At 41.4% G+C, this 14,697-nt stretch carries 16 protein-coding genes and 2 pseudogenes; 11 read left to right on the plus strand and 7 right to left on the minus strand.

Annotated elements, in window-relative coordinates:
* Nucleotides 1-160 precede the first annotated feature (160 nt).
* From B0681_RS09485 to B0681_RS09500, 5 genes are all read left to right on the plus strand, one after another.
* Complete coding sequence (locus B0681_RS09485) at nt 161-385, plus strand: transposase (protein ID WP_078318493.1); 225 nt, start codon at nt 161-163, stop codon at nt 383-385.
* Nucleotides 382-1,086 carry a hypothetical protein gene (locus tag B0681_RS09490; RefSeq protein WP_078318494.1) on the plus strand — a complete coding sequence of 235 codons (705 nt, stop codon included), beginning with the start codon at nt 382-384 and terminating at the stop codon, nt 1,084-1,086. The genes B0681_RS09485 and B0681_RS09490 overlap by 4 nt, the downstream gene beginning before the upstream one ends.
* Before the next feature lie 210 nt (nt 1,087-1,296).
* On the plus strand, nt 1,297-1,620 hold the full coding sequence (locus B0681_RS10380; protein WP_143821235.1) for a hypothetical protein: 324 nt from the start codon (nt 1,297-1,299) through the stop codon (nt 1,618-1,620).
* Nucleotides 1,621-1,623: 3 nt separating this feature from the next.
* Entirely contained in the window at nt 1,624-2,271 is a 648-nt protein-coding gene (locus B0681_RS10385) for a hypothetical protein (RefSeq protein ID WP_143821236.1), read from the plus strand.
* A gap of 12 nt (nt 2,272-2,283) precedes the next feature.
* Entirely contained in the window at nt 2,284-2,670 is a 387-nt protein-coding gene (locus B0681_RS09500; RefSeq protein WP_158077935.1) for an endonuclease V, read from the plus strand.
* Here the strand turns inward: B0681_RS09500 and B0681_RS09505 are convergent.
* From B0681_RS09505 to B0681_RS09515, 3 genes and pseudogenes are all read right to left on the minus strand, one after another.
* Nucleotides 2,667-3,125 (minus strand): annotated as a pseudogene (locus B0681_RS09505) (IS1595 family transposase); the annotation flags it as partial. The gene B0681_RS09500 and the pseudogene B0681_RS09505 sit on opposite strands and share 4 nt — an antisense overlap.
* 95 nt (nt 3,126-3,220) lie before the next feature.
* Nucleotides 3,221-3,649 (minus strand): hypothetical protein, encoded by a 429-nt coding sequence (locus B0681_RS09510; protein ID WP_078318497.1) that lies wholly within the window; start codon nt 3,647-3,649, stop codon nt 3,221-3,223.
* A gap of 68 nt (nt 3,650-3,717) precedes the next feature.
* Entirely contained in the window at nt 3,718-4,770 is a 1,053-nt protein-coding gene (locus B0681_RS09515) for an IS1595 family transposase (RefSeq protein ID WP_228143900.1), read from the minus strand.
* A 135-nt stretch (nt 4,771-4,905) separates the two neighbouring features.
* Between B0681_RS09515 and B0681_RS09520 the strand changes: the two genes are divergently transcribed.
* The 3 genes from B0681_RS09520 to B0681_RS09530 are packed head-to-tail and all read left to right on the plus strand — an operon-like array spanning nt 4,906 to nt 6,504.
* Nucleotides 4,906-5,148: a DUF6471 domain-containing protein gene (locus B0681_RS09520; RefSeq protein WP_078318499.1), complete on the plus strand. Its 243-nt coding sequence runs from the start codon at nt 4,906-4,908 to the stop codon at nt 5,146-5,148.
* Nucleotides 5,149-5,159: 11 nt separating this feature from the next.
* Nucleotides 5,160-5,942, plus strand: a complete 783-nt coding sequence (locus tag B0681_RS09525; protein WP_078318500.1) for a DNA-methyltransferase — start codon at nt 5,160-5,162, stop codon at nt 5,940-5,942.
* Entirely contained in the window at nt 5,935-6,504 is a 570-nt protein-coding gene (locus tag B0681_RS09530) for a hypothetical protein (protein ID WP_078318501.1), read from the plus strand. The genes B0681_RS09525 and B0681_RS09530 overlap by 8 nt, the downstream gene beginning before the upstream one ends.
* Before the next feature lie 40 nt (nt 6,505-6,544).
* On the opposite strand, the pseudogene B0681_RS09535 reads toward B0681_RS09530, so the two are convergent.
* Both B0681_RS09535 and B0681_RS09540 read right to left on the minus strand, forming a co-directional pair.
* A pseudogene (locus tag B0681_RS09535) lies at nt 6,545-6,745 on the minus strand (IS1595 family transposase); the annotation flags it as partial.
* 422 nt (nt 6,746-7,167) lie between these two features.
* Entirely contained in the window at nt 7,168-7,350 is a 183-nt protein-coding gene (locus B0681_RS09540) for a hypothetical protein (RefSeq protein ID WP_078318502.1), read from the minus strand.
* A 387-nt stretch (nt 7,351-7,737) separates the two neighbouring features.
* Between B0681_RS09540 and B0681_RS09545 the strand changes: the two genes are divergently transcribed.
* The gene (locus B0681_RS09545; protein WP_078318503.1) at nt 7,738-8,805 is read left to right on the plus strand and encodes an enoyl-CoA hydratase/isomerase family protein; all 1,068 of its coding nucleotides are present in this window, start codon (nt 7,738-7,740) and stop codon (nt 8,803-8,805) included.
* Between the two features lie 145 nt (nt 8,806-8,950).
* Here B0681_RS09545 and B0681_RS09550 read toward each other — a convergent pair whose 3' ends face one another.
* Entirely contained in the window at nt 8,951-9,556 is a 606-nt protein-coding gene (locus B0681_RS09550) for a rhomboid family intramembrane serine protease (RefSeq protein ID WP_078318504.1), read from the minus strand.
* Nucleotides 9,557-10,177: 621 nt separating this feature from the next.
* Between B0681_RS09550 and B0681_RS09555 the strand changes: the two genes are divergently transcribed.
* Nucleotides 10,178-11,824: an OmpA family protein gene (locus B0681_RS09555; protein ID WP_078318505.1), complete on the plus strand. Its 1,647-nt coding sequence runs from the start codon at nt 10,178-10,180 to the stop codon at nt 11,822-11,824.
* Between the two features lie 140 nt (nt 11,825-11,964).
* On the plus strand, nt 11,965-12,693 hold the full coding sequence (locus tag B0681_RS09560; RefSeq protein ID WP_407661980.1) for a pseudouridine synthase: 729 nt from the start codon (nt 11,965-11,967) through the stop codon (nt 12,691-12,693).
* Nucleotides 12,694-12,732: 39 nt separating this feature from the next.
* On the opposite strand, the gene B0681_RS09565 is transcribed toward B0681_RS09560, so the two are convergent.
* Nucleotides 12,733-14,508, minus strand: a complete 1,776-nt coding sequence (locus tag B0681_RS09565; RefSeq protein ID WP_078318506.1) for a M61 family metallopeptidase — start codon at nt 14,506-14,508, stop codon at nt 12,733-12,735.
* Nucleotides 14,509-14,697: the final 189 nt, after the last annotated feature.

The following is a 14,697-nucleotide window of genomic DNA, read 5'->3' on the forward strand; positions in this document are numbered from 1 at the left end:
GAAATCGCCCACCACAATGACTTAGGCGAAACTTCTGCCACAGTACAGCAGGATGCGCACAGCGCACCATTAATCTGGGGTGCGGGCGTCACTGTACCACTACAATATTCCCAGACACCGCATAAGAGGTTATACTACCCCAAACTAGGAGTAATATCTCATGACAAAACAGCGTAAGCAGTACAGCAACGAATTTAAACTAGAAATGGTTAAACCCATAGAAGAACAAAATCAGCGTGTTGTTGATGTTGCTAGGCAAATCTGTTTCAATGGTGCGTTGTACGCACCTTACGCACTACAGGGCAAAAAAATTACAATGGAGGATCTGATCGCAAGTGGTTTAGCTGGCAGTATTAATGGTCTTACATTTGGTGGCAAGAAATGATAAATTTGCAAAATCATAGCACAATAGACAAAAAGAATTTTTATAAAATAGTTCTTTTTGTCTTGTTCTGCGTAGCTATGGGGATTTTTTACAAAATATTTTTTCACCCTAAAGCAAGCATCAGTGATACCAATAGCTACATTCAAGAGTCTAAGCTTATCCATTTACAAGATATGAACATGACTTATGTCTCGGAAAATCTGCACAGTCCTTACGGCTATAAACTGGGGACGCTTGAACAATATTACTATTACCAAACAGTTCTTTATTCGCCAAAAATGGATAAATACTTTGCACTGAGATGTTATGAGTGTTTTTACCCAGAATATTTGTACGCACCAGACTTGCTTAGCGGCATTGATGACTTGGAAACCGTATCTACCATAATGTCCAATATCCATCGACCCAATCTTGGCAATAACAAAGCAATATTTTTAATGGTGAATACCAAAGAGTTTGATGATAACGCAATGGGGACAAGCCAAAATCCAATTCCTGTATTTTGGTATTATCAAGATGCCAATAATAAAACTCAATTTGTTAAACACAATCCTAAAATAGCCGATGCTAAACCACCTTATATGCTACAAAAGAAATTTGGTAGTCTATATGATGCTTTTGGTAAAAATTCTGCTACAGATAATTTTCAGTATTTTTATAATGTATTTTCGTATCTAACTTATCACAAGTCTGTCGATTAAAATGAGTTCATTGGTTGGACTCAAGGTGATAAAAACCTGTACTAATCCAGACCTAATCTGACAATTGCTGATGGCAATGCGACGGATGCACTGAGTGGGGCGTGCAGTTGGTAGTGCAACCAGCTTGCACTAGTTGTACAAGTATTTTGCCCAAAGAAGTAAATATTCCCACTGGCGGAATACAGCCTTTGCCTAAAGGCAGTGAACAAGATGGCAAAATATATAAGAAAGAAGAGTAATATGAATGTTTTCCGATTAAAATCTAATTTGTTAAACAATCAAGATAATCGTTGGTTTTTACAAAATCAGCCTTATACAGGGATTGTATTTTTTGATAAAGATAATTTTCAACTCGATGTGTTTGAAGTAGAGAGTGGTTATGTTACTAAGCCTTATATATCTCCATGTCAAAAAACATTAACAGGTATTTTACCATCTCCAATTTCTATTGATAGCTCTTCATTCAGCAATGAAGAAGAAGATGTTTATGGTTGTGGAACAATTCCGCAGATGTACCAAAATTCCATTTATTAAGGAATGTCTTATAATTTTAGAAATGGGAAATGTATTTATGAGGGTTACAGTAATGAAGATGGTATTACAGAAAGCAAGATTCATTGGTCTTACAATCCCAATAATCCAATTCTGGATGATTTAAAGCAATTTGAATTGCAAAACTACGACAAAAAACTTCCGAGGTCTTTCTATTACTATTATCGCTCAAATAATAGTTTTTCATATTATCTTTGGGATGATAAGGATTATTATGAGCATATTAGTATTTCTTACTTTCCTGATTCAGGTATGGTAAAATCATTGTTTCTGCAAGGAGATGTATTAAAAACAAAATCATACTTAAATTGCCCAATACAATTACCAGAAATATTTAGAACAATAGAAAATTATCACAATTTCATTTTTTGTGATAAAGTTGGTCATTTAGTTTTACGCATAGACAAAAGTTATATTCGGCAACTTTTTGATACATGGCTTAAAAATAATTCCTTCAAAAATATAAAATCTCTCAGCATTAGAGGTGTTGAAGGGTTAGATGACTTGTCAATTTTTAGTAATAAGAAATATTTTGGAAGTTTAATAGAGCTTGCTATAGATGAAACATTGGACAAGTCAGTTGTTCATGATTTAAAAATTAAAAATCCAAATTTAATTATAAGATTATATTAATAGGAAAGTATTTTGATTTATCTTATTTTAGATGCTTATTATCATGATGTTGATGGTAAAACTACAGCAAATGTTTCAGCAATTAGATTTACTGGTATTGAGAATAACATTATATTAAACGAATACAAAGCCGTTATTCATAATGTCAGTCCTTATAAATCAGGTCAATTTTATAAAAGAGAAATGCCATGTTTATTAGGATTGATAGACAAAATAAATGATCCTTTTGATGTTATCATTATTGATGGCTATGTGTATTTAGATGGTCAGGATAAAGCAGGTCTTGGTAAATATTTATATGACCAATTAATCATCAAAAAGCCAATTATTGGCATTGCCAAGACAAATTTTTATGGCATCCCATCAGAATATAAAAGGGGCTGTACTAGATTAGCCTAAATCCCACACCATCTTCTCAATACTTTAAGCTGATTAGATGGTGTACCATAGTTAAAACGAAACTCACATTCTTTGATAAAAAGATGAAAGTGTTTCTTGTCAATGCCATTGTACTTTCTTAAAACACGCTTGGCTTGCGACCAGAAATTCTCAATGCCGTTGATGTGATTATGGTCTTTTGCAAATTCTTTGGAATGGTTAATTCTAAAATGCTTAAAATCACTTACATCAAGAGCATTATAGCTTTTGTAGCAGTCTGTATAAACAATACTATCAGGCTTGATTTTGCTTGTGATGATAGGCATTAGCGTGTTAGTCTTGGTGTCTTTAACCACAACCACAAAGACTTTACCGTTGCGTTTTAAAAGACCGAAGACAGCTGTTTTACCACCAGCGCCACGACCACGCTTGCCTTTGCGAATGCCGCCAAAATAGCTTTCATCAAGCTCTATTTCGCGCCATTATGTAGCACCTGCACAAAACTAACCACAATAAAAGCAGCTCTTTGGCTGCTTTTTCTTTGATTTCTTATTGCTTTTAATGGGTTTAACTACTCTCGAGGGGTATTTGTCACCCATTGATAGCGTGTTTCGCCTTTTCTTATTCCTGTTTGGATAACCAAGCCTTGTTGAACCAGTGGTCTTAGTACATTATAAATAGCTTTGCTCTGTCTTTTATCAGGCTCTGGGCTTGTGTTTTCGGCACTGTCTAGCATCAGTGCTTGTTTTGCGATTTCATGCGTTAATAATGGCTTATCTGCTTGTTTTAGCACCTGCACTACTAGGGTTTTGATACTATTTTTAAAAGCGGATGTTCTTAATTTGGGCAGTTGGTCTATTTCGCCCATGATTTTAGCAGCTTGGGTGAGAATGTGAATTTGCTGCTCAATCTCTTGGATTTGTTTGTGTAGCGCCTGTTTGTGCTTGATAAGTTTATCAATTCTATTGGCAATACCGCTGTTGATATGAGATTCTGCCATATTACCCCCTTATTGTTTTGGCTTGTTTTGGCTTTTTAATTGGATTGGATTGAATTTGCTGGTGTTTGTTAAGCCGCTAGGGTTTCCACGCGCTTTTTATTGCCTTGCCAATAGCCACGCCAATCATCAGAAGGTAAACTGGTTAAGCATTTGGATACCACGTCATTGAAGATGACGCCATTGCTCAGACGGCGAGTATCTTCACGGTATGCGATTTCATTGGCATATTCATATAGGTAGGCGTTGTTCATTTTGTGAACTTGCCCATAGTACATACGCTTAAAGCGACTAAAATAGCTTTCTGCTAAGTTATTGGTCACACCAGTATCAGAGCGATATTCCTTTTGGTGGTTGACGCGCTTTAGGTCGTGAAAATAAATCAGGTTGTCATAAGCTGGGCTTTCATCGGTATGGATGGTACTGCCTTTTTCAATGTGTTTGTTAGCAAGCTGATTAACAACTTTGCTGTTTTCAGATTTAGCAACAAAAGCAATGGTGTTTCTTGCACCAATTTGTTTGTCGTCTTGTGTATCATCTTGCTTGGCAAAACTATCCCGCATAACCAAAATCGCACGTTTTAGCGGGTTTTCGTGTTGTTTTAAGCGTCTATCAACACGCTCACTCTTTTTGTTCTTAGGTTTTTGGCTAGAATGGACATAAGTAGCGTCCATGTGCACCACGCCACTCAGCTGCATCATTTCTCGCTGTTTATGCACCTTTAAAGCTTCTTTGATTTTATGCAGCAGTACAAAAGCAGTTTTGTATTGTACATTTAAGTCACGAGCAATTTGTAAAGCAGAAATACCCTTGGCTGCATTCACATACAAGCTACAGGCAAATAAAATATCACGCAAAGGCAATTTGTGATGAGCAAATAACGTACCCGCTGTCACTGAAAAACGGTAATTGCATTCCTTGCATTGCCACTGTTTACGAGATTTAATGTAATAAGCCTCATGCTTTTTGCCACAACGAGGGCATATTACATCCTTACCCTCACCCCAACGCAATTTCTTCATTGTCATCACCGCCTCATGTTCACTCATGCGAGCAATAGCAATCGGTGATAGATTGCGTGCTTCGGCAGAGAGAAGGAAGTGTTGTGGCATGGTGTTCTCCAATAATAATTAATTAGTAACCAATATGTGTTTATATCATCATATACGATGATTATATCACAATAATATACATTTGCAAATACTTTTTTCATCATGTATAATGAAAACATATATTTAGTGTTATTCGGAGAAATAATTATGACTGAGCAAACAACAGTTTCAGATGACGCTTATTGGAAAGGTTACGTACGCGGTCTTTTAAAAGCAGAGATCGCCAGACGTAACATCAGCTATGTCGAAATTTCAGAAAGACTAGCGGCACAAGGTATCCATGAAAGCCCACAAAATATCAGCAATAAAATCGCCAGAGGTACTTTTGGTGCGATTTTTATGGTGCAGGTATTAACTGCGATTGGATGTGAACAGATATCAGTAAAGTAAGATATTCAATTATGAACAACAAAGATATTGGGTTGCCAATAAATACAATTTACAATGAAGATTGCTTAATAGGTATGCAGAGAATTAATGATAAATCCATTGACATGATTTTATGTGATTTACCTTACGGAACAACTGCTTGTGCATGGGATAGTATTATTCCATTAAATGAATTATGGGAACAATATAAAAGAATTATAAAGCCGACAGGTGCTATTGTTCTGTTCGGTAGCCAACCTTTTACATCTTTACTTGTTGCAAGTAATTTAGAATGGTTTAAATATTCATGGATATGGCACAAAAACCGTGCTACAGGTCATGTTCATGCAAAGAATAAACCAATGAAAATACATGAAGATATTTGTGTGTTTTCACAAGGAACAACAGTACACGCCAGTCAATCAAAAAAAAGAATGACATATAATCCGCAGGGTTTAATTTCACTAGACACCCCTATAATTCGTGTAAGAAATGATAGGGGCGATGATACTGTTTTATCAGCAAGAAAATCACACCGCCCAACTGAACAAACTGATACAGGCTATCCTAATAGCTTATTGTATTTCCCTATTGAAATGAATGAAAAGAGATTTCACCCAACACAAAAGCCTTTAGCTTTATGTGAGTATCTTATTAAAACTTATTCTAACAGCAATGAGATTATACTGGATAATTGCATGGGTAGTGGCACAACTGCACTTGCATCAATTAACACTGGAAGAAATTACATCGGTTTTGAAAAAGACTTTGAAATATATAACATCGCTATGGAGAGGGTAGAAAGTAATGGATAACAGTCAAAATAGTAATTTCACCAACAAATCAAAACAACTAGGTCAAGCAGATGATTCTGCTGCAAGATTGTTAATTGAGTTGTTAGGTAGCTCAGTGGGGCGAAATTTTGATATTGAGAGTATTTTTGTAGAAAAGACAAAGGATGGAGTTTGGAGATGGTTTATCTTTGAGTTTCTTAAAGCCGAAACTATCCCACCACAATTAAGCCATCCTAATTTTTATTGGTATAAGAATGGTAGAAAGTTTTTAAGTCTATGGGCTGTTGTTCAAACTTTTCGCAAAGCAGGCTACAAGGCAGAATTAATACTTGTAAATTATGCTGACGATAGGTCATTGGGAATTAAAAGAATGTTAGTTACGGATGTAAAAGTTGAAACCAATGAGGTTTATTGTACTAAACGAGATGGGACAATTATTTATAACCATGTTCAAACTATAGACTCGAATAAAAGTTTTGAGGATTTTAAACAATTATTCAAAACATTCAACGATACAAAACAAGGGGATACATGGGAGATTTTGGACGATTTAATGTTAAATAGTGCCAATAATAATGATTAGTAAAGAACTTTTGTTTTGTGCAAATGCTACATAATGGCGCTATTTCGCCATCAAACAATTCTTTAGCCTCAAGATTAAGATGGTATTCTATCACAAGTCTGATTTTATGATAGAATAAAGCTGCTGAATTTGGGTGTATTTGTAGTAAATCAGCTGCCGAACGAGCAGTAACTTCAAGTACAAAAAATTCAAGCAGTCTTTTTTGTACTTTTTTACTTAGTTTACAATGGGTTATCTTCATAAAACTAGTATAACATGAGAGTTATTCTAGTACAGCCCCATATAAAATATATCGTGGTACTAGCAAACACCCTTTGTATGTTACTTGCATTAATATTAGCATAGACACTGCTAAAACTTGGGTTCAAAAATTACAAGGTCAATATAGAATTCCTGATATAGTTAAAAAAACCGATATACTAAGCAGGGAAACTGATACAGAACAATAGTTCGGTAGGTTGGGTTATGCTATCGCTAACCTAGCATGATGGTGTAAATCTTTGCATTTATTGGGCTTTCGCAAGCTTAAGCCCAGCCTATGAGCTATCAAATTATGTACCGGCACAGTCTATAGTTGTGCTGAGCACAAAAACCCAACCGCCCAACCAACCCCAACCCTGCCACCATCTTTTCGATGGTGGTTTTTATTCTTGATCAAGCGGTTTAGGGATACATGTCTCTTAGCTTGGGATCTTCATTGATATACGCCTGCACTCTAAAGCAGACATCCCGATAGCCGTGCCAGTAGTAATTTGCATCTTGTTTTTCATACATGTACCGATCCCAGATGTCATCCATCCACGGAGTAAAGGCTGCTCGTGCAGTCAGCTTGAGTGGATGCGCCATACTTTGTTATCACCATAAATAAATCTGGTAATATTGACAGTATTCCAAGAATATCAGTCCAGAATCAATCTAACTGCCAATCAAAAACTCATGCAGGAACAAGCCAACTGAAATAAATCGATGGCGCGGCTGTTCAATGATCATCAAATAAGACCAGATCAGGATAGTGTGCGTGAATGCTTTTGGTTTGCAAGTTTATCACCATTGACATCGGATCAAGGATGGTTTTTGCTTAGATAATTATGATAAGATGGTAAGGTAAATGGAATATCTGGCATTATGGCTGATGAGTGCCAAAGCTTATGGTCTATGCTGATGCCAAGTTTTGGTTTATGTCGATGACGGCTGCTCACTTGGCCATCATTAACGCATCAACAAGGAAGTCTTATGATTACACATCGATTCATTGATGTTGATAGCGCGCTGCAGATTGGCGTGATCACACTCAATAACCCAAAATCTTTGAATGCACTGAGCTACGAGATGGTTCAAAGCATCCATCAGCACCTCACCGACTGGGCGGCTGATGATCGGATCGTGGCTGTGCTGATGCACGGCGCTGGTGATAAGGCATTTTGTGCTGGTGGGGATATTCGCGGCCTGTATCATGGCTATGATCCGACGACATTTCCAAATCCAGTGGCTGAGCGATTTTTTGGTACAGAATACGACCTATGCAAAAAGATCAACAGTTATAACAAGCCGATCATTATCTGGGGTAGTGGCATCGTGATGGGTGGCGGCATGGGTCTGGCAGTGCCATCGAGCCATCGGATCGTCACTGAAACGACGATGATGGCGATGCCTGAGGTGACGATCGGGCTGTTTCCTGATGCTGGCGGTTCGTATTTTTTGGGACAGATGCCTGATCGGATCGGGCTGTTTTTGGGGCTGACGGGTGCGCGCTTTAATGGCGCTGATGCGTTGGCGCTGGGCGTGGCTGATTTTGCGATGGCAAGCGATGGCCTTGATCGGCTTATCGATACACTGGCGGCGGCGCAGTGGTGTGATGATGCAGCCACCAACCATCAGATGCTCAATCAGCTGATCGGCAGCATCGAAGATCGTGGTGTGCTGCCGTCAGGGTGGCTGCTGGCGCATCGTGATGAGATCACGCAGATCATGCAGGCGTCGTCATTAATTCATTTTGATGCCATCGCCAAAGATACTCAAATCAAGCGCTCTGATTATGTGGCTCGTGCATTAGATCAGTATGCCAAAGGCTCACCGACTTCAGCCGCCATCGCATGGCATCTACATCATCGCATCGATGGCATGGATTTTGATGCGGTGATGGATCTGGAATATCTGGTGGCGATCCATTGTGCTGATCGAGGGGAGTTTGCCGAGGGCGTGCGCGCGCTATTAATTGATAAGGATAAGCGTCCCAAATGGCGCTATACGCTTGCTGATATGCCTAAGGATTATGCCAAAAGCCACACCATGCCGTGGTAAGCATGACTGTGATGGGCTGATGATGCCTAGCATGGCTAATATTAACCTTAGCCATGCTTAGGCGGCGAAAAGATTCAGCTTTATGCCTATTCAATCAAGAAAAAAACCAGGTCAGGATGATGCCAAAGCTTGTTCTTTTATTCACTTAAAAGCTTGGATTTAGCAGGCGATCGATGAAGTGAACGATGATCGCAGGCTCGATGGCAATGGTCGCTACCACGCCGAACACCGCACCGAACAGATGCGCCGAATGGTTGATATTACCGCCACCGCGACGATCTGCCCAGATGCTGTAGGCCACATAAGCCACCGCAAAAACGATCGCAGGAATCGGCAACACCGCGAACAGATACAGAGTATTCCACGGCGCAAATAAAATATAAGCAAACAGTACCGCCGATACCGCGCCTGAAGCACCGAGGCTTGAGTAGCGCGGATTATTCTTATTGCGCGCATAAGTCGGCAAGATGGCGACGATGATCGCCAGCACATAAAAGCCGACGAAACCCAAGCTGCCAAATTTGGCAATATAAAACCGCTCAATTACCCGACCAAAAAAGTACAAGGTAAACATATTAAACAACAAATGCATGCCATCAGCATGAATAAAGCCGTGTGTCAGCAGCCGATCGTATTGCCCGCGGTTAACCGCAGGTGGATAAAAGATCAATCGCTCTAATAGCGGTCTGGATTGCCAAGCAGCGATGCTGATCAGCACTGTGATGATGATAATGACGGTCGTGTGATTCATAATTAATACTAAATAATAAAATAAAAAATAAATTTGATTAAATACACAGGTTTAGTCTAGCAGATTTTTGCCAAAAAACTTTAGCATCTGTGTAAATTTTAAGCCATATTCTTATTTTTATCAGTTGATGTGATCTATTGATTCTGTGTCTATTTACCTCACAGGCGAGCATCGATGTTTGATAAAATGGTGAATAATTTAACGCGTAGCAAATCATTTGTCACTAACATGATGCTAAGCTGAGATGCTTAGCTAAAAAAAAGAAGCGTACGATCGTTAAGTTTTCGGTATTATTACAGATTTGTAATAATAATCCTATAGCCTAAGCAGGTTTTGTAACTTATTAAATCTAAATACAGTTTTGGTCGGGGGTTTTGTTTATCAATTGTTGCAAGGGCTTTTAACTGCGTGAAAAATCAGTCACAATAGCATCATCAAACCTCGCAGATGATAGGCACGGCGATTTTGACTGCTGAATTTGTCAGATTGAGTCAATGTTACTAATTGACAGCTGATGGCAGAGTGCTTGATCGGATAAACAAGGTATTGAGACCCGTATCGGTCTGTTTCTGATGCGAATGAAATGAATTAGCAAAATGACTCAACAAAATGGAGCGACTTATGAGCCTGATTAACAAATTGCACGAACTGATTACTCCGCATGTATTGGCAGCGATCAAAAACCAAGATGGTGACACCGCCAATAAAACCAATCTTCTAAAAACTTTCTATGCGATGTTCGCTGCACGCCTAAGCAACGAAGATGTCTATCAACGCGCCAATGCATTGCCAGACAGTGAGCTTGAGCATGGCCATCATTTGTTGAATGTCGCCTTTAGCGATGTTTCTACTGGCCAAGATCAGATCGCAACACTAAGCGACCATCTGTCAAGCGAATACGGCGTGTCATCAGTGACTGCACGCACTGCAGTTGCGACCGCTGCGCCGTTGGCATTGGCTCGTATCAAAGAATTGGCAGGTGCTGCTTCTGTGCCAGCATTCTTGCGTTCTGAACTTGCCAACGAACAAAATCATCTGCCAGCATGGGCTTATGCCTTGCTACCAGCCGGTCTATTTGCAGGCACTGCAGCAGCAAGCGCCGTCAAACCTGCACCAGTCGTGACGGAACCTGTAAAAACAGTCCCTGTGACTGAGCCTGTCAAGCCAGCGACACATGTTAATACCGCTGCGACTGAAAGACACTACGAAAAAACTGAAAAGAGCAGCTTTTTAAAGACTTTATTGCCGATCATTGGTCTGCTGATTTTTGCAGCTCTAGCATGGCTGCTACTTCGCAGCTGCCAAGATAAGCCAGCACCAGTGGCTGCACCAGTAGCGACCCAGAACGAAGCTGCCGACGCAACCGCTGCCAATGCAGCTCTTGCACCAGCGACCTTGTCATTGGCTGTGGATGAGACTGGTCAAGCGATCTACTCATGCCGTTCTCAAGTGGGTAATGAAGAGTTGGCAGGCAATATCCGCGCTGCTGTCGCTCAAGTATTTGGCACCGAAAACTGCACGCCAGAGACTTCAGCTGCACACGCCACCACCATGCCAGCAGCTGAGCATCTGCCAGCGATCCTAGGTTTGATGAAAGGCGTACCAAACTCTAGCGTTAGCATCACTGACCGCGCTGTACGCTTTAATGCAGCGACTCCAGAAGCAGTGGCATCATTGGTTGAAGGCGCGAAAGGCATTCTGCCAGCTGACTTCACTGTTGAAGCTGAGCCTGCACTGGATGTGAACACTGCGGTGGCTTCTAGCATCGAATCAGCACGCGCAGCCATCACAGGTCTGGGTGATACTGTTGAGGGTGACACAGAGATCGCAGCATTGATCAATGCGTTGAACCTACAAATCATCAATTTTGCGACTGATTCAACTGCCATCCCAGCAGAGAACCAAGAGATCCTTGATTTGGCAGCTCAAAAATTGGCTTCACTGCCACAGACTACTTTGCGCATCACAGGTCATACTGACAATCAAGGCGACCATGCCTATAACCAAAATCTGTCAGAATCTCGTGCCGCTGCTGTGCGTGATTACTTGGTTTCAAAAGGCGTACCAACAGAGCGTCTGACAGTGGCAGGTGCTAGCTTTGATCGCCCAGTTGCATCAAATGCGACTGAGCAAGGCCGCTTCCAAAACCGCCGCATCGAGTTCACCCTACAGCAAGAGGTCGAAACTGTGACTCAAGTAGGCAATGCAGAGCAAGCACCAGCTGATGCTGCACCAGCTACTGAGCAGCCAGCACAACCTGCACAATAATCACTGTCCGAGGTCATCAATGGTTGATTGACTGTTGATGGCTATTGTGGGCGGTTAAAGTGCCGAAATCTTGTGTTAAAATATCAGCCAAGCGGGAAACTGCTTGGCTTTTTTATAATCTATAACATGACGAGAATATGATGGCAAAAATGACAAAAGTCGTGCTATTTAATAAGCCTTATGGTGTGCATAGTCAGTTTCGCAAAGATCATGACGAGATGGCGACTTTGGCGGATTTTATCGATGATCAGTCGCTGAGAGTGGCAGGCAGATTGGATAAGGATTCAGAAGGCTTACTGGTGCTGACCAATCATGGTGGGCTCAATCACGCCATCACCACGCCGCCCACCGCCATCAATGCCAAATATGATGCCAAGCACGCCAAGACTTATTTGGTACAAGTTGAAAACATCCCTAGTGCAGAACAGCTTGATGCTCTGCGTACAGGCGTGATGCTCAAAGATGGCAAAACACTGCCTGCGACTGTCAAGCATCTGGCTGATGATGAGTTGCCCATCACACTGTGGGCGCGTACGCCACCGATTCGCAGTCGGGCAAGCATTCCAACCGCTTGGCTTGCCATCAGTATCATCGAAGGCAAAAACCGCCAAGTGCGTCGCATGGTGGCTCATGTGGGTTTACCGTGTCTTCGATTGATTCGCTATCAGGTGGGGCAGTGGGTGCTGAGCGATTTGGCAGTGGGTGACTATCGTGTGCTTCAGCTATCTGATGATGAGCTTAGAAAATTGGGCATCAGCGATACCCTAAAATCAGCTCATCTATCTCGCCATCATCAGTCATTGCCATCAAATCGACGCCCAACGACATCAAAACCAAAACGCCCACGCCCACCGAAATTTGGTGGATGATGGGCGGAGGGATAAGACCTGTGCAAGTTTTATGGTTGATCACCCAAAATTCAGCCATTGACCACCATCACCTGCTAAGCTTAGCTGCTCATGCGTGGTTGCAGGTATCGCATCACTGACGGCAGGCACATCAAAGACCATCAGCTCATCACGGCGAAAAGCGTGAACTTGTACGGCTTGTCCTGTGGCTTGTTGATGGGCGATTTGACGATTTAGCACGGCATTGCTTGCTTTGAGTCCATTGATGGCGATGATGACATCCCCAAAGCTCAGTCCCGCTAGGCTTGCTTGGCTGTCACGGTGTAGGTGCTTGATTTTTAGCCCTGATGATTTTTCATCCAATGTCATGCCCCAAGGTTTGGTTTGATGAGCTGTTTGACTGCTTACGCCAAATTTTGCTAAGGTTTCGCGGATTGGCAGTGGCGTGGTGCCGATGACATACTGCTGATAAAACGACTGCCATGCGTCATCACCGATTAGTTGTCCAATGACTTCGCCCAGTGACTGAGTTGTCAAAGCATAAGGCTTGGCTTTTGAGCGATCATAAAAGGTTTTGATCGCATCAAACAGACGATACTTGCCATCAGTCAACTCAAGCAAAGTCACATCCAACAGCCATGCCACCAATGCACCTTTATTATAATAACTTATGCCTTGATTGGCGGTGTTTTCATCGGCACGATACAGCTTGATCCAAGTATCAAAGCTGGATTCGGCGACACTTTGATGTGCTTTGCCATCGGTTTGTAGATAGCGGTTGATTTGGGCGGTGAGTAAGTTAAGATAATTTTTTTGATCAATCACCCCTGAGCGAAGCAGCATCAAATCATCAATATAGGAGGTAAACCCTTCAAATACCCACAACAGCGGTGTATAAGCTTCGTCGATGAGTGGATTATCCATCATCACATCCGGCTTGACTGTCTTGACCCACCATGCGTGAAAATACTCATGACTGCACAGACCCAAATATCGCTGATAATCACTGCTTGGCATGGCAGGCTCGGCAATACTTGGCAAATCAGTGCGTGGACTGACCAGTGCTGTCGAATTGATATGCTCAAGCCCACCATAGTCATTACCTGTCACCATCGTCATAAAGGTATAATCAGCAAACGGCGTGCTACCGAGCCAATCCACATAAGCTTGGCAGATTTTTTGCAAATCATTTTGTAGTCTGCCTAAATCAGCTTGATGGCGACCTGCGATGAATGAGCGATGGCTGATAACTTGCCCATCACGGTCTGTGACTTCAAAGTCAAACACATCTTGCGTACCAATTTCAAAAGGATAATCCAAATAGTCAAAGGCAGGCAGCGGGGCGAGATCGTACACCCAGCCATCACTATGTTTGGTCAGTGTATGGCTAAGACCGCAGGCGATCGTGCAGTCAGGATGCTGATGGATAAAGGCAGTTGGGATATGTAGGCTGACATGAGCAGCTGCATATTTGTCATGATTGATTAACAATAATAATGAACTAAAATTACCAAAAATCCGCTGACTATCGACAAATGCCGTCCGCACGGATAAATCATAACAATACACTTCGTACTGTACGCTCACAGCATCCCCTGATTTGGCATGGTCGAGCCTAAAGGTGTGCTTATCTGACTTGGTGGCACGATAATCGACGCCATCAATCGTGTAGATGACCTTAGTAATATTCTTGGCAAATTCACGAATCAAAAAACTGCCTGCAATCCAAGTAACCATCGATAGGCTGGGTGCATCCATGTCTGCGACAAACTGCATACGCACATCGCATAAGTGGTCATAATAGCGTTTAAAATCAATATGATATCGGGTACTCATGTGACTTCCTGATGATTATGTATGGTAAATTCCAAAATATCATAGCAAACTTGACTGATTTTGCAATGATTTGGCGAGCTATTTACAGCTTGTAACGACTTTTTTGTAATCGATGGGCAAATTGACCAAACTTCTGTTATAATGGCGAGAACTTTTTGCTGATTTTGGCGAGCTTGGCATTTGGCAAAA

The organism is Moraxella porci DSM 25326 (genome assembly GCF_002014855.1).
Taxonomy (GTDB): Bacteria; Pseudomonadota; Gammaproteobacteria; order Pseudomonadales; family Moraxellaceae; genus Moraxella; species Moraxella porci.

Coding starts and splice junctions, on each gene's coding strand:
- B0681_RS09530 (WP_078318501.1), top strand. CDS start 5,935: ATGGATAACAGTCAAAATAGTAATTTCACCAACAAATCAAAACAACTA.
- B0681_RS09525 (WP_078318500.1), top strand. CDS start 5,160: ATGAACAACAAAGATATTGGGTTGCCAATAAATACAATTTACAATGAA.
- B0681_RS10380 (WP_143821235.1), top strand. CDS start 1,297: ATGGCAAAATATATAAGAAAGAAGAGTAATATGAATGTTTTCCGATTA.
- B0681_RS09565 (WP_078318506.1), bottom strand. CDS start 14,508: ATGAGTACCCGATATCATATTGATTTTAAACGCTATTATGACCACTTA.
- B0681_RS09510 (WP_078318497.1), bottom strand. CDS start 3,649: ATGGCAGAATCTCATATCAACAGCGGTATTGCCAATAGAATTGATAAA.
- B0681_RS09490 (WP_078318494.1), top strand. CDS start 382: ATGATAAATTTGCAAAATCATAGCACAATAGACAAAAAGAATTTTTAT.
- B0681_RS09550 (WP_078318504.1), bottom strand. CDS start 9,556: ATGAATCACACGACCGTCATTATCATCATCACAGTGCTGATCAGCATC.
- B0681_RS09540 (WP_078318502.1), bottom strand. CDS start 7,350: ATGGCGCATCCACTCAAGCTGACTGCACGAGCAGCCTTTACTCCGTGG.
- B0681_RS09485 (WP_078318493.1), top strand. CDS start 161: ATGACAAAACAGCGTAAGCAGTACAGCAACGAATTTAAACTAGAAATG.
- B0681_RS09545 (WP_078318503.1), top strand. CDS start 7,738: ATGATTACACATCGATTCATTGATGTTGATAGCGCGCTGCAGATTGGC.
- B0681_RS09560 (WP_407661980.1), top strand. CDS start 11,965: ATGGCAAAAATGACAAAAGTCGTGCTATTTAATAAGCCTTATGGTGTG.
- B0681_RS09555 (WP_078318505.1), top strand. CDS start 10,178: ATGAGCCTGATTAACAAATTGCACGAACTGATTACTCCGCATGTATTG.
- B0681_RS09520 (WP_078318499.1), top strand. CDS start 4,906: ATGACTGAGCAAACAACAGTTTCAGATGACGCTTATTGGAAAGGTTAC.
- B0681_RS10385 (WP_143821236.1), top strand. CDS start 1,624: ATGTCTTATAATTTTAGAAATGGGAAATGTATTTATGAGGGTTACAGT.